Below are 13,878 nucleotides of genomic sequence, written 5' to 3' on the forward strand. Positions count from 1 at the left end.
ATAGGAGCCTGAAAATCAACGTCAACCGTTTATTTCAGTTTTATTCAACTGACGGCCAAGCGAGTCAAAAAGTACCGTCCGTACGAGCGATACCAGCCACAACTATATAAGGATGCACGGCAAAAATCGCGGCTCTCTCGTTTCTTCAATCCTACGCCACCAGCCATTACACTAGCCCTCTTCTCCTCAGTCATGGCTTCACATGTCCCGGCAAAGTGATGCACCGCTCGATCTTCTTTTATTTCCGACCTGGCTCGTTCCGGTGGAGCCGGCTGGCGTGGTGTTGAAGGGGCACGGTCTCGGCGTTCGAGATGGACGCATTGCGCTCATCGCTCCGCGTGCCGTAGCACTCAAGTATCAGGCGATAGAAACGCGAGAGCTCGAGGGTATGCTTCTCGCTCCAGGTCTGATCAATGCGCATGGCCATGCCGCGATGACTCTTTTTCGTGGACTTGCTGATGACCTGCCCCTGCAGCGCTGGCTTAAAGATCACATCTGGCCAGCCGAGTCGCGTTGGGTCGATGAGGATTTCGTTCGCTGTGGCACCGAGTTGGCAATCGCCGAGCAACTAAAAGGTGGGATCACCTGCTTTTCTGACATGTACTTCTACCCCAGCGTCGTCAGCGAGTTGGTACACAAGCACGGTGTGCGAGCGCAGATCACCATCCCGGTTCTTGACTTCCCGGTTCCCGACGCTCGCGATGCGGATGAAGCGCTACGCAAAGGTGTAGCGCTGTTCGACGATCTCAAGCATCACCCCCGAATCACGATCGCCTTCGGGCCTCATGCTCCTTATTCGGTTGCGGACGACAAACTTGAAAGCATTCGGGTTCTGGTAGCGGAGATGGATGCAGGCATCCATATGCACGTCCATGAAACCGCTCATGAAGTCCAGGAGGCGCTGCGGAAACACGGTGAGCGGCCGCTGGCACGACTAGCGAGATTGCAGCTGCTAGGGCCGCGTTTTCAGGCAGTGCACATGACCCAGGTCGATGATGACGATCTCGCGCTACTCACAGAGCATAATTGCAGCGTTATTCACTGCCCAGAATCCAACCTCAAGCTCGCCAGTGGCTTCTGTCCGGTCGAGCGCCTTTGGGAAGCAGGAATCAACGTGGCAGTCGGTACGGATGGGGCGGCAAGCAATAACGACCTGGACCTGCTAGGCGAAACTCGTACGGCTGCGCTGCTGGCGAAGGCCGTCGCCGGCTCGGCCAAGGCACTGGACGCCCATCGCGCTCTACGCATGGCCACACTGAATGGCGCCCGAGCGCTGGGCATCGATGAGCACACCGGCTCTCTAGAGATAGGCAAGTTCGCCGATCTGGTCGCGCTGGATCTTTCCGGTCTGGCGCAACAACCGGTATACGACCCGGTATCCCAATTGATCTACTCCACCAGTAGAGACACGGTGCGACATGTATGGGTAGGCGGTAAGCAGCTGCTGGAAAGCGGCCGCCTTACGCGAATGGATGAGCAGCAAGTGATTGCGAACGCTCGCCAATGGGGCGAGAGAATTTCGAGCACCGATCAACATTGAATGTTGAAACCCCCCATACACAGCTTCTGCGCGACCAAATGACATACGAACCACGGCGGCTACGATGCCCCGACCTTAGCTGAAGCTGGCAACATGAGCCCTTGCAGCTCAAGCTTCTCCCTCAAGCTTTCAAACGGACCGGATCATGAGCAACGTCGACCACGCTGAAATCGCCAAATTCGAAGCCCTTGCACATCGTTGGTGGGATCGCGAAAGCGAGTTCAAGCCGCTTCACGAGATCAATCCACTGCGAGTGAACTGGATAGACGAGCATATTGCTCTGGCGGGCAAGAAGGTAATCGATATCGGTTGCGGAGGCGGCATTCTCAGCGAAGCCATGGCTCAGCGAGGCGCTCAGGTCACCGGTATAGACATGGGTGAGGCGCCGCTTTCGGTAGCGCGCTTACACCTGCTGGAATCCGGACTCGAAATCGATTATCGGCAGATCACTGCCGAAGCCATGGCCGAGGAAGCTCCCGAGCAGTTCGATGTGGTCACCTGTCTCGAAATGCTCGAGCACGTGCCGGACCCGGCGTCGGTCATCCAGGCCTGCTGTGCACTGGTCAAGCCAGGCGGGCAAGTCTTCTTCTCGACAATCAACCGCAACCCGAAAGCCTATGCATTCGCCATCATTGGCGCTGAGTACGTATTGCAACTATTGCCGCGCGGTACCCACGACTTCAAGAAGTTCATCCGCCCCTCGGAGTTGGGTGCCTGGAGCCGCGACGCGGGCCTGGCAGTCAAAGACATCATCGGCCTTACCTACAATCCGCTCACCAAGCACTACAAGCTGGCTGCGGACGTCGATGTCAACTACATGGTCCAGACCATCAAGGAGGCATGATGCGCCTGCGCGCTGTTCTGTTCGACATGGACGGTACTCTGCTCGATACCGCTCCCGACTTCATTGCTGTCGTGCAAGCCATGCGAGCCGCCCGAGGGCTGGCACCGGTTTCCGAACAACAGGTTCGTGATGTCGTGTCAGGCGGAGCGAGGGCCATGGTACTCAGCGCTTTCGAAGTCGACCCTCTATCGGCTGAGTTCGAAGAACTGCGTCTCGAGTTCCTTGCGCGGTATCAGGAGAACTGCGCGGTGCACAGTCATCTTTACGACGGCATGGCCGAACTGCTCGACGAGATCGAACGCGCGAACCTGATCTGGGGCGTAGTGACCAACAAGCCGCTGCGCTTCGCCGAGCCGATCATGCATCAGCTGGGCCTGGCTTCCCGCTCCGCTGTGCTGATCTGCCCTGATCATGTCACCAAGAGCAAGCCTGATCCCGAACCCATGCTTCTGGCGTGCAGCCAGCTCGACCTTGACCCATCCGCGGTTCTGTTCGTCGGCGACGACCTGCGAGACATCGAATCAGGCCGCGCGGCAGGCAGTCGTACAGCCGCAGTGCGGTACGGCTACATTCACCCTGAAGACAACCCGGGAAACTGGGGCGCTGATGTGGTGGTAGACCACCCGCTGGAGCTCCGGCAAGTCCTGGATAGAGCACTGTGCAGCTGCTGAAACGGCGGCAGCGCAAACCTTCCTAGCCTTATCGTCCGGCGAACATTCGTCCGGGCGCCACCTACCATCGATTCAAGAGGCATCCGATGTTCGAGTATTCCGCCCGCCCCGACTTGCTCGCTGGGCGCACCATTCTGGTTACGGGAGCCGGCCGCGGCATCGGCGAAGCTGCCGCGAAAGCCTATGCGGCACACGGAGCAACCGTACTGCTGCTTGGCAAGAATGAAGACAACCTGAACCGGGTTTACGATGACATCGAAGCCGCGGGCCATCCTCGTCCTGCCGTTATTCCGTTCAATCTGGAAACCGCGCTGCCGCACCAGTACGACGAACTGGCCGCCATGATCGAGCGCGAGTTCGGTCATCTCGACGGCCTTTTGCATAACGCGGCGATCGTTGGTCCGCGGACGCCGCTCGAGCAGTTGTCCGGCGACAATTTCATGCGCGTGATGCAGGTGAATGTGAACGCAATGTTCATGTTGACGAGCACACTGCTGCCGCTGCTGAAGCTAGCCAAGGACGCTTCGGTGATCTTCACGTCGAGCAGTGTCGGCCGCAAGGGGCGTGCATATTGGGGCGCCTACGCTGTATCGAAGTTTGCCACCGAAGGGCTAATGCAGGTGCTGGCGGATGAACTGGATGACACGGCTGCGGTCCGCGCCAACAGCGTCAATCCGGGGGCCACTCGTACCGACATGCGCGCGAAGGCTTATCCCGGCGAGAACCCGCTGGTGAACCCGCTCCCAGAGGAAATCATGCCTGTCTATCTGTACCTGATGGGCCCGGACAGCATCGGGGTGAATGGTCAGGCGCTGGACGCGCAATAAACAAGGCTTCCAAACAAAAACGCTGCGCAGCGGCTTCGCCCACTGCGCAGCGCTGGATACAACGATCAGGTGCGTTTGCTACGCCCGAAGCCTGGACGCTGACCATCTCCGGCCGGCCTTTTACCTGGCCCCGACGGACGCCCTGCCCCGTCACTACGGCTGCCACCTTTACGCTTCTCGCCCGGGCGCTCAGCGACCGGCGTTCCACGAGGCTTGTCGCTACGCCCTTCGCTGATGCGCGGCTTGCGCCCGCCTTCACTACCCTTCGGTGCCCGTGGCTTTTCCGACGCCGGCACATCGGCCTCGCTTGACGAACGCAGCACGCGAGGCCGCCGCTCACCGCGGCTCAGCGGCTTAGCCACCTTGCGCTGCATACGGTCGATCTTTTCCTTGGCCTTGGCTTTCATGCTCGGCAGTGCAACCGGCTTGAGCCCAACTTCCTGGCTGAGAATGTCCACTTCGGTTTGCGACATATCACGCCAGCGTCCCATTGGCAGATCCGAGGTCATGAAGACCGGACCGAAGCGCACACGCTTCAATCGGCTCACAACCAGCCCCTGGGATTCCCACAGGCGGCGAACCTCGCGGTTACGGCCTTCCATTACCACGCAGTGATACCAATGGTTGAAGCCTTCACCGCCTGGCGCTTCCTGAATGTCGGTGAAGCGTGCCGGACCGTCTTCCAGCATCACGCCGGTCTTCAGCCTTTCGATCATCTCGTCGTCGACTTCCCCGCGCACCCGCACCGCATACTCACGGTCCATCTCGTAGGAAGGGTGCATGAGGCGGTTGGCCAGTTCGCCGTCGGTGGTGAACAGCAAAAGGCCGGTGGTATTGATGTCGAGACGCCCGATATTGATCCATCGGCCTTCCTTCGGGCGCGGCAGACGGTCAAACACCGTTGGGCGTCCTTCCGGATCATTGCGTGTGCAGATCTCGCCGTCCGGCTTGTTGTAGATCAGTACGCGGCGGACTACTTCGCTGACTTCTTCCCGCTTGAGCAGGCGACCGTCGACTGCAATCGCATCATGAGAGTCGACGCGCTGGCCCAGGCTCGCAACCGCGCCATTGACCTTGACACGGCCTTCGGAAATCCATTTTTCGACATCGCGGCGCGAAGCCATGCCCAGACGGGCCAGGACTTTCTGCAGCTTTTCGCCGTGAGTAACGTGAGTGCTTGTTTCTTCGTGCTCGGTCATCTGGGCACCTCCCGGTGTGGCAATCCGATTGAAAGGGCGCGAATCATACGCGCATCGCTGCGCCTACGCACCAACCACAGCGTAGCAGTGATCCTGACCTGCGCTGACGAGATCACCCCAGTGCGGCCAACGCCTGAACAGTACGTCGCTGAATACCGGCCCAGTCACCCGAACTGAGGCTCGCACCATCGATCATCCAGGTACCACCGACGCACATCACGTTCGCCAGGGCCAGATATTGCGCGGCATTTGCTGCGTTTACGCCGCCGGTCGGGCAGAAACGCACGTCGGCAAAGGGGCCGCCGAGCGCCTGCAGCGCAGCGATGCCGCCACAGATCTCTGCCGGGAAGAGCTTGAAGCGGCGATAACCCAGCGCGTAGCCCTCCATAACATCCGATGCGCTACTGGTGCCTGGCAGCAGTGGCACCGAGCAGCTCACCCCCGCTTCGAGGATTTCCCGCGTGGAACCGGGTGTGACGATGAACTGCGCCCCTGCCGCCTCCACTTCATCCATCATGCGTCGGTCCAGAACGGTACCAGCGCCGATGCAAAGATCAGGACGCTCTTCACGTAGCCGTCGAATGGCTGTCAGGCCATGACTGGATCGCAGAGTGATCTCCAACGTACGAAGGCCGCCAGCAGCCAATGCATCAGCAAGAGGCAGGATCTGCTCTTCGCTACCGATGGTGATGACCGGCAGAATCCTCGCCTCTACACAGATTCGTTCGATCAGAGCGTTCTTCTGGTCCATGGTCATGCGGAAGTCCTCGGGCCTCACGGGCACCAATAGATTTCGAGCGGGGAATGCAGGAATGCGCGAATCGGCATCTGCAGCGGATCGACATTCAGCGCCGCGCGCAGGGTTTCGAGCTTGTCAGCACCCTGGATAGCCAGGCACTGCATCCGAGCACCAGCGAGCAGCGGATAGGTCATTGTCAGACGTGCCTGCGGATCGACCGGCGCCTGCATCGGCAGGCACCGCTCCAGGCAGTCATCGCGCAACGCATGCGCCAGCTTTGGGTTGCCGGGGAACAACGAGGCCGTATGACCGTCATCTCCCATTCCCAGTATCAGCACGTCGATAGGCCGCTGCAGCTGCCCCAGGGCGTGGTCAGCGAGTGATGCGGCCTGCTCGAGGGATTCGGCCGGGTGGTACAGCCCGATCAGCCACGCCTCACGTGCCGCGTTCTGCAGCAAATGGCGCCGCACCAAGCCTTCGTTGCTGGCCGGATCGGTCGCAGGTACCCAGCGTTCGTCAGCCAGGCTGATCTGCACCTTCGACCAGTTCAATTCTCGTATCGACAGGGCTTCGAAGAATGCAATCGGACTGCGCCCACCGGATACGACGAGACTGGCGATGCCATGGGTTTGAACCGCATATGCCAGGGCCTTGGCCACATTGTCAGCCATCAGTTCAGCTTGCCGCTGCGGATTGGCCGAACTATGCGCCACCACACCGGTAGGAAGATCCAGTTCAGAGATCGCCATACCACGCCCTCCCATCGCGTGTGATCAGTGCAATCGAAGCGACTGGCCCCCAGGAGCCAGCGGGATAAAGCTTGAGCTCTGCGCCGAGACGATTCCAGCCCTCGATCAGCTGATCGCACCATTGCCATGCGTACTCGATTTCATCCCTGCGCACGAACAGGTTCTGGTTGCCCTGCATGACCTCGAGCAGGAGTCGCTCATAGGCGTCTGGAATGCGTGTGCTCTTGTAGGTTTCGGAGAAATTCAGCTGCAAGGGACCGCTGCGCAGATGCATGCCCTTGTCCAACCCCTGCTCCTTGGTCATCACCTGCAGCGAGATGCCCTCGTCAGGCTGCAGTCGAATGATCAGGCGATTGCTGATCAGCGCTCGCTGCTCGGGCGCGAAGATGTAGAAGGGTGGCTCCTTGAAATGAATCACGATCTGCGAAAGCTTCTGCGCCATGCGTTTGCCGGTTCGCAGATAGAACGGCACGCCCGACCAGCGCCAGTTGCAGATATCGGCACGCAACGCGACGAAGGTTTCCGTACTGCTTTCGGCGTTCGAGTTCTCCTCATCCAGGTAGCCAGGCACCGAGACACCAGCAACGTTGCCGGCCGCGTATTGGCCCCGCACCACCCGCTGATGAAGGGATTCGGCAGTGATCGGTGCCAGCGCCTTGAGGACCTTTACCTTTTCATCACGGATGCTGTCCGCAGTCAGGTTGCTCGGCGGGTCCATGGCGATCAGGCAGAGCAGTTGCAGCAAATGGTTCTGAACCATGTCGCGCAGTTGTCCAGCCTGGTCGAAATAACCCCAGCGTCCTTCGATGCCGACCGTTTCGGCCACGGTGATTTCTACATGGGAGATATGGTGCTGGTCCCACTGCGTCTCGAACAGGCTGTTGGCGAAGCGTAGCGCGATGAGGTTCTGTACCGTTTCCTTGCCGAGATAGTGGTCGATGCGATAGATGCGGCTCTCGGGAAAGTGCTCGGCGACCGCATCGTTGATGACACGCGAAGAAGCCAAGTCATGACCGATGGGCTTTTCCAGAACGACGCGCGCCTGCTCGGCGAGCCCTGCCGTAGCCAGGAACCTGCAGATATCACCGTAGACCGCCGCGGGTGTCGCGAAATAGGCGATCAGAGGCTGCTCGGCCGGCACGCAGTCACGCAGCGCCATGTAATCCTCGGATCGACGAAAATCCATCGCCAGATAGTGAAGCCGGGCGCTGAAGCGACTGACGGCCTGCTCATCGAACTCGCCCTTGGGAACCCGCGTACGCAATGCTTGCTCGATTCGCGCCTTGTGCGTGGCCGGCTCGCCGCTCTCCCGCGATAGCGCCAGTATCTGGGTATCGGCATGTAGCAGGCCGGCGCGATCCAACTGATACAGCGCGGGAAACAGCTTGCGCAACGCAAGGTCGCCCAGGGCACCGAACAAGGCGAATGTGATGGGTTCTACCGTAATGCCTGGCATGGTCCGTCCGCTTGAATGCAGGGTTCAATGACGTGCAGCGCGAGCACGACGATGGTCGGTCAACGATAGCGAGGATATCGCGCTCCTCGCCTTCCGATCAGACGCCACATGCTACAGACCACTCAGCGGCTCAAATGCTCAGCAGTCGACGGGGAAATCCCAAGGTTGCCCGTGCCCACAGGAACAGCGCAAACACCTGAGCGCGACAGCTCGGTCGTTAAAGGGCACGGAGCTGAGTCAGCTTCCCGCGACGCGTGCACGGAACAGGGCCTGATGCTTACGGCACTGCTGCGCCGCAAGCAGGAAGACACCATGCCCCCCGCGCGAGAACTCCAGCCAGGTGAAATCCACTTCGGGATAAAGGGCCTGGACATGAACCTGACTATTTCCCACTTCGACGATCAGGATGCCATCGTCAGTGAGGTGATCCGCGGCCTCGGCGAGCATACGCCGCACCAGATCCAGTCCGTCTTCACCGCATGCCAGGCCAAGAGCCGGCTCGTGATGAAACTCAGCCGGCATGTCGTCGAAATCTTCGGCATCGACATATGGAGGATTGGAAACGATCAGATCGAAACGTTGATTTGGCAGCCCGTCGAAGCCATCGCTCTGCACGGTATAAACCCGCTCTTCGAGTCCGTGATGCTCGATGTTTTGGTTGGCGACCTCGATCGCATCGAACGACAGGTCAGCGAGCACCACCTCGGCCTTGAGAAACTCGTAAGCGCATGCGATGCCGATGCAGCCCGACCCCGCGCACAGATCGAGAATCCGCTTGGGCGTGCCAGGCAGCCAGGGTTCGAAGCGGTGCTCGATCAGCTCACCAATCGGCGAACGTGGGATCAGCACGCGCTCGTCGACGATGAAGGGCAAGCCGCAGAACCAGGCTTGCCCGAGGAGATAAGCGGTCGGCACGCGTTCCTCAATACGGCGACGCAGCAGTTCCTGTAAATGCTCGCACTCGTCGAGTTCGAGGCGGCAATCCAGATAGCTGTCAGCCATTTCCCATGGCAGGTGCAGCGCACCCAGCACCAACTGGCGCGCGTCATCCCAGGCATTGTCGGTGCCATGGCCGAAGAACAACTGCTCCGCCTGAAACCGGCTGACGGCCCAGCGGATATGGTCACGCAGCGTACGCAAGCGGGAGAGCGAAGCGGTCACAAGGGCATCTCCTGTAAAAAGGGCGCGAGTGTAGCAGGCATACGAAAATCCGAGCCATGTCTGCTAAGGCCACGCGAGCAAGGCTCTCGAGCCATCCACTTGGGCTGTAAATACTCAATTCGTTTCAACACCAGGCGTGCGACCGGCATTACCCTTCGGTTCGCGGTCGGGACTCGATATCTCCGACATATCGTGCGCCCATGCAGTTCGACCGAGCAGTCAGCACAACGACCAGCGAAACATGAGCCGGACGGTTCACATCGGCGCATTCTGGCGCCACAATCAGCCCCCTCACAGCACAAGGAGCCGAAAATGACCAAGCCACAGACCATGCTTCAGCTCAGTGGCCGCAGCTACAACCCGGCGACGCTGACGAATGCCACCTTGCTGGTCATCGATGTGCAGGAAGAGTACCGCAGTGGTGTTCTTGCCCTGCCTGCCCTGGATCGGGCACTTCCGGAAATCACCCGTCTACTGGCAGCTGCGCGCGAAGCTGGCGCGCCGATCGTGCATGTGCATCACCTGGGTATCAGCGGTGGTCTTTTCGATCCGCAGGGCTTCCGCGGACAGATCATGCCGGAAGCAGCACCGCTGCCCGGCGAGGCAGTGGTTGCCAAACGCCTGCCGAACGCTTTCTCCGGCACCGAACTCCACGAACTGCTGCAGAAGCTGGGTCGCCTGGATTTGATCGTTTGCGGTTTCATGACCCACTCCAGCATCAGCACAACGGTTCGCGCCGCCAAGGATTACGGCTATCGCTGCACACTGGTGGACAGCGCCTGTGCCACACGCAATCTGCCGATGGGCGAAGGCAGCATCGATGCCGAGCAGGTGCACCGCATCGAGATGACCATTCTTGCCGACAACTTTGCCGTTTGCGTGCAAGACGCTGCGGCGCTGGCGCGCTGAAGACCCACTACCCGAACGCCGAACGAGCTGGCAGCCTTTCCAGACACTCTCTGCACGATGCAAGCAAAAGTACGCCTGGATGGAAGCTCGTCCGCCAGGCGCTGTGGCTGGGGTAAACTGCCATCCTGTTTGGAGGCCCCATGCAAGACGACGACTTCTCTCTCTTCCAATCGGCTGTGCGCGGCGTCAAGCCGATCAAGCACGACCGCGCCGAAACCGGCAAAGTGCGCAGCAATCGCGAACAGATCGCGACTCGCCGCAGCAACGCCACCGTCAGCAACGAAACCACGCGCGTCGACGGATTATCGGATCAGTTCGTCATCGACGTAGGTGCCGAGGACGAGCTTTATTGGGCCCGCGACGGGGTTCAGGACAGTCAGGTCCGCAAGCTCAAAGCCGGCCAGATCCCATTCGAGGGAAGTCTCGACCTGCATGGCATGAGCGTCGAGAAAGCCCGGGAGCTGTTATGGGACTTCATCGCCGAAGCGACGCAGCTCGAAGTGCGCTGCGTCCGCGTGACCCATGGCAAGGCGGCAAGGCTCGACGGCAAGCGGCCATTGATCAAGAGCCACGTCAACACCTGGTTGCGGCAGCATCCACAAGTGCTTGGCTTCACCTCCTGCCTGCCACGCCATGGCGGCACTGGCGCCATTTACGTGATGCTCAAACGGACCATGCTTGAAGGCCGGGACGAATGAGCCGGGGCCAGCGTCTCGCTCGCCATACTTGCCAGCCGAGCGGCGGCCCCCTACCCTTCGCGTTCGCGACCCCATGAAGCCTGACAGGTAGCTCAATGTCCCTGGAACAACACTACACCGCGATCCTCGGCCAACTCGGCGAGGACGTTAGCCGCGAAGGTCTGCTCGACACGCCCAAGCGCGCCGCCAAAGCCATGCAGTACCTGTGCAAGGGCTATCAGCAAACCCTCGAGGAAGTCACCAACGGCGCGCTGTTCACGTCAGATAACAGCGAGATGGTGCTGGTCAAGAATATCGAACTGTACTCGCTGTGCGAGCATCACATGCTGCCTTTCATCGGCAAGGCACACGTTGCGTATCTTCCCAATGGCAAGGTACTCGGCCTGTCGAAGGTCGCTCGCATCGTGGACATGTATGCGCGCCGCCTGCAGATTCAGGAGAACCTGACCCGTGAAATCGCCGAGGCGGTGCAGCAGGTTACCGGCGCATCTGGCGTTGCTGTGGTCATCGAAGCCCAGCACATGTGCATGATGATGCGCGGCGTGGAGAAGCAGAACTCGTCAATGGTTACATCGGTGATGCTGGGTCAGTTCCGCGATAATGCCGCGACCCGTAGCGAGTTTCTCGGCTTGGTGAAATAGCACCGAGCCCACAGTAAAACAGGAAAACAGGGCCTTGCGGCCCTGTTTTTCGTTCAATCGTACATGCCTACATGCCGCGGATGACTGGCGACACGCTGCAGCCATCGGCGAATTGCGGGATAGCCTTCGAGGCTGAACCCTCCCTCTTCAGCCACATGCGTGTAGGCATACAGCGCAACGTCGGCAATCGAGTAATGCTCACCCACCAGGTAGGGCGTGCGTAGCAACTGCTGCTCCATAACGTTCAACGCATGGTAGCCATCGAGCTGCTTGGCCTCGTACTCCTCACGCCGATCCTCGGGCATGCCGAGATACACCTTGATATAGCGGGCGACAGCCAGGAACGGCTCATGGCTGTACTGCTCGAAGAACTGCCACTGCAGCACCTGGGTACGCAGCCGCGGGTCCGCTGGCAGAAACTCGCTGCCGTCGGCCAGATAGTTGAGGATGGCGTTGGACTCCCACAGGCAGGCGCCATCCTCCAACTCAAGAACCGGAATCTTGCCATTAGGGTTCTTCTTGAGAAACTCCTCGGAGCGGGACTCACCACGAAGGATATTGATCGGAATCCATTCGTACGACTGGTCCAGCAGGTGCAGCATCAGCTTGACCTTGTAGCAATTACCCGACCGGTAATCACCATAGACTTTCAACATGCTCCCTCCCATCGACCCACAACGCAGGTCAGCGATATCTCAGGCGGCTTCCAGCGCTTTACCTTCGCGGATGACCTGCGCCAGACGACGCACCCCTTCTTCCATTCTCTCAGCAGCCACATGGCTGAAGTTCAGCCGCAGATAACCGGGATTAGCGTCCGGGTCCACGAAAAAGGGCTCACCAGGCATGAACACCACATCATTGGCGAGCGCCCGATCAAGCAGGGTTCGCGTATTCAGCGGCTGCTTCAGCGTCAGCCAGAAGAACAGCCCTCCCTGCGGCAGCTGCCAGGTCGCGAGATCACCAAAGTGCTCGCTGAGCGCAGCCTGCATGGCATCACGACGAACGCGATAGAAATCGCGAAGCTCCGCCAGATGCGCCTGATACCGCTCGCTACCCAGCCACTGCAGCGCCTGCCACTGCCCAATGCGGTTGGTATGTAGATCAGCCGACTGCTTCAGTCGTAGCAAATAAGGGAACAGATCCGGCGAGGCGATCAGATACCCCACCCGCAAGCCAGGCAGCAGCGTCTTGGAAACCGTACCGGTGTAGATCCAGCTAGCACGTTTCAGCCGCGAGACGATCGGCTTGGCACTGCCCTGATCGAATACCAGCTCACGATATGGCTCGTCCTCGAGCAGCGTCACGCCAAACTCATCCAGCAATGCGGCGACAGCATCACGCTTGGCTTCGCTGTAGCGAACGGCGGATGGATTTTGGAACGTAGGAATCAGATAGGCGAAAGCAGGCTCGTGCTGCTCCAGCGTTGCGCGTAGGGCAGCCAAATCCGGACCATCGGCCTGCTGGGGAACTGCCAGACATTCAGCTCCGAACAATTGAAAGGACTGCAGAGCAGCGAGATAGGTTGGCGCCTCGACCAGTACCTCTGTCCCCGAGTCGATAAACAGCTTCGACGCGAGATCCAGCGTCTGCTGCGAGCCACTGACGATCAACACCTGACTGGCTTCGCAAGGCACGCCAAGCGCCCGCGCCTGGGCGGCAATAAGTTCACGGAGAGCGGGCTCGCCTTCGCTCATCCCATACTGCCCCATGCTTGCGGGCAGCTCTGCCCAATCAACGATCGGCAGCATCGCCTCAGCCGGCAACCCGCCAGCGAAGGACATCACTTCCGGGCGCTGGGCTGCAGCGAGGATTTCACGAATGAGAGAGCTTTTAAGGCGAGTAATACGTTCTGAGAAGGCCATTTCCATACCAGATGCGAGGCGCTGCAAAATAAGTCAAACTTCTTGACCGAAATTACGCCTCTCACGATAAATACGTCAATATGCCTGACCTAAAAAAAAGCGCAGTGCAGCGCCAGATCATGGAGAGTTTCTTTCTCGGCTATCAGGCCTTCACGGCCAAGCCTGACGAAATGCTCGCCCGCCGCGGTCTGTCCCGTGTGCACCACCGCATTCTTTTCTTTATCGCCAGCTACCCGGACCTGAGCGTTAAGGAGTTGCTGAGCTATCTCGGTGTCTCCAAGCAGGCACTGAATACACCGCTACGCCAGTTGATCGAAATGCACTTGGTGGAGAGCCTGACTGCAGAGGATGACAAGCGAAAGCGCATGCTGCGCTTTACCGCAGAGGGGGCGAAGCTGGAGCAGGCCTTGCGCAGAGAACAGGTCCGTCTGCTTCAAAGGGCTTTCGATGATGTAGGTGAACAAGCGGTAGATGGCTGGCTCGCGGTCAACCAAGCGCTCGCTATGGAGAAAGCCAGAGGCTAGCAGCCCTCAAGAGGCGGGCCGCTTCACCACGCCGGAAGCGCGGGCACAAAAAAGGGCG

General features: G+C 59.6%; 15 protein-coding genes. 8 read left to right on the plus strand and 7 right to left on the minus strand.

The window, feature by feature from the left end:
* The first annotated feature begins 202 nt into the window (after nt 1-202).
* From LO50_RS18530 to LO50_RS18545, 4 genes are all read left to right on the plus strand, one after another.
* Nucleotides 203-1,540: a TRZ/ATZ family hydrolase gene (locus tag LO50_RS18530; RefSeq protein ID WP_080902129.1), complete on the plus strand. Its 1,338-nt coding sequence runs from the start codon at nt 203-205 to the stop codon at nt 1,538-1,540.
* Between the two features lie 145 nt (nt 1,541-1,685).
* Nucleotides 1,686-2,384: a bifunctional 2-polyprenyl-6-hydroxyphenol methylase/3-demethylubiquinol 3-O-methyltransferase UbiG gene (gene ubiG, locus LO50_RS18535; protein WP_023444774.1), complete on the plus strand. Its 699-nt coding sequence runs from the start codon at nt 1,686-1,688 to the stop codon at nt 2,382-2,384.
* A complete protein-coding gene (gene mupP, locus LO50_RS18540; RefSeq protein WP_014820631.1) occupies nt 2,384-3,055 on the plus strand; it encodes an N-acetylmuramic acid 6-phosphate phosphatase MupP in 672 nt (223 codons plus the stop codon). Before ubiG ends, mupP begins: the two co-directional genes overlap by 1 nt.
* An 86-nt stretch (nt 3,056-3,141) precedes the next feature.
* Complete coding sequence (locus tag LO50_RS18545; protein WP_014820632.1) at nt 3,142-3,882, plus strand: YciK family oxidoreductase; 741 nt, start codon at nt 3,142-3,144, stop codon at nt 3,880-3,882.
* A 65-nt stretch (nt 3,883-3,947) separates the two neighbouring features.
* On the opposite strand, the gene rluB is transcribed toward LO50_RS18545, so the two are convergent.
* The 5 genes from rluB to prmB all read right to left on the minus strand — a co-directional run bounded on the left by rluB (nt 3,948) and on the right by prmB (nt 9,186).
* Entirely contained in the window at nt 3,948-5,081 is a 1,134-nt protein-coding gene (gene rluB, locus LO50_RS18550; RefSeq protein WP_044315929.1) for a 23S rRNA pseudouridine(2605) synthase RluB, read from the minus strand.
* Nucleotides 5,082-5,193: 112 nt separating this feature from the next.
* Nucleotides 5,194-5,838 (minus strand): bifunctional 4-hydroxy-2-oxoglutarate aldolase/2-dehydro-3-deoxy-phosphogluconate aldolase, encoded by a 645-nt coding sequence (locus LO50_RS18555; protein WP_044315930.1) that lies wholly within the window; start codon nt 5,836-5,838, stop codon nt 5,194-5,196.
* Between the two features lie 17 nt (nt 5,839-5,855).
* Nucleotides 5,856-6,569: a 6-phosphogluconolactonase gene (gene pgl / locus LO50_RS18560; protein WP_044315931.1), complete on the minus strand. Its 714-nt coding sequence runs from the start codon at nt 6,567-6,569 to the stop codon at nt 5,856-5,858.
* The gene (zwf, locus tag LO50_RS18565) at nt 6,556-8,025 is read right to left on the minus strand and encodes a glucose-6-phosphate dehydrogenase (RefSeq protein WP_044315932.1); all 1,470 of its coding nucleotides are present in this window, start codon (nt 8,023-8,025) and stop codon (nt 6,556-6,558) included. The genes pgl and zwf overlap by 14 nt, the downstream gene beginning before the upstream one ends.
* A 237-nt stretch (nt 8,026-8,262) precedes the next feature.
* Nucleotides 8,263-9,186: a 50S ribosomal protein L3 N(5)-glutamine methyltransferase gene (gene prmB / locus LO50_RS18570; protein WP_023444768.1), complete on the minus strand. Its 924-nt coding sequence runs from the start codon at nt 9,184-9,186 to the stop codon at nt 8,263-8,265.
* A 312-nt stretch (nt 9,187-9,498) separates the two neighbouring features.
* On the opposite strand from prmB, the gene LO50_RS18575 reads away from it, so the two are divergent.
* The 3 genes from LO50_RS18575 (at nt 9,499) to folE (ending at nt 11,434) form a co-directional block, all read left to right on the plus strand.
* Nucleotides 9,499-10,095: a cysteine hydrolase family protein gene (locus LO50_RS18575; RefSeq protein ID WP_014820638.1), complete on the plus strand. Its 597-nt coding sequence runs from the start codon at nt 9,499-9,501 to the stop codon at nt 10,093-10,095.
* Between the two features lie 140 nt (nt 10,096-10,235).
* Nucleotides 10,236-10,793 (plus strand): Smr/MutS family protein, encoded by a 558-nt coding sequence (locus LO50_RS18580; RefSeq protein WP_044315933.1) that lies wholly within the window; start codon nt 10,236-10,238, stop codon nt 10,791-10,793.
* 95 nt (nt 10,794-10,888) lie between these two features.
* Nucleotides 10,889-11,434: a GTP cyclohydrolase I FolE gene (gene folE / locus LO50_RS18585; RefSeq protein ID WP_044315934.1), complete on the plus strand. Its 546-nt coding sequence runs from the start codon at nt 10,889-10,891 to the stop codon at nt 11,432-11,434.
* A 53-nt stretch (nt 11,435-11,487) separates the two neighbouring features.
* Here the strand turns inward: folE and LO50_RS18590 are convergent, their stop codons facing one another.
* Together LO50_RS18590 and LO50_RS18595 are read right to left on the minus strand one after the other, a co-directional pair.
* Nucleotides 11,488-12,090 carry a glutathione S-transferase family protein gene (locus LO50_RS18590; protein WP_023444766.1) on the minus strand — a complete coding sequence of 201 codons (603 nt, stop codon included), beginning with the start codon at nt 12,088-12,090 and terminating at the stop codon, nt 11,488-11,490.
* Nucleotides 12,091-12,129: 39 nt separating this feature from the next.
* Entirely contained in the window at nt 12,130-13,296 is a 1,167-nt protein-coding gene (locus LO50_RS18595; protein WP_044315936.1) for an aminotransferase-like domain-containing protein, read from the minus strand.
* 80 nt (nt 13,297-13,376) lie between these two features.
* Here LO50_RS18595 and LO50_RS18600 point away from each other — a divergent pair, with 80 nt between their 5' ends.
* Nucleotides 13,377-13,820 (plus strand): MarR family winged helix-turn-helix transcriptional regulator, encoded by a 444-nt coding sequence (locus tag LO50_RS18600; protein WP_003282582.1) that lies wholly within the window; start codon nt 13,377-13,379, stop codon nt 13,818-13,820.
* Nucleotides 13,821-13,878 lie beyond the last annotated feature (58 nt).

This window comes from Stutzerimonas stutzeri (genome assembly GCF_000935215.1).
Taxonomy (GTDB): domain Bacteria; phylum Pseudomonadota; class Gammaproteobacteria; order Pseudomonadales; family Pseudomonadaceae; genus Stutzerimonas.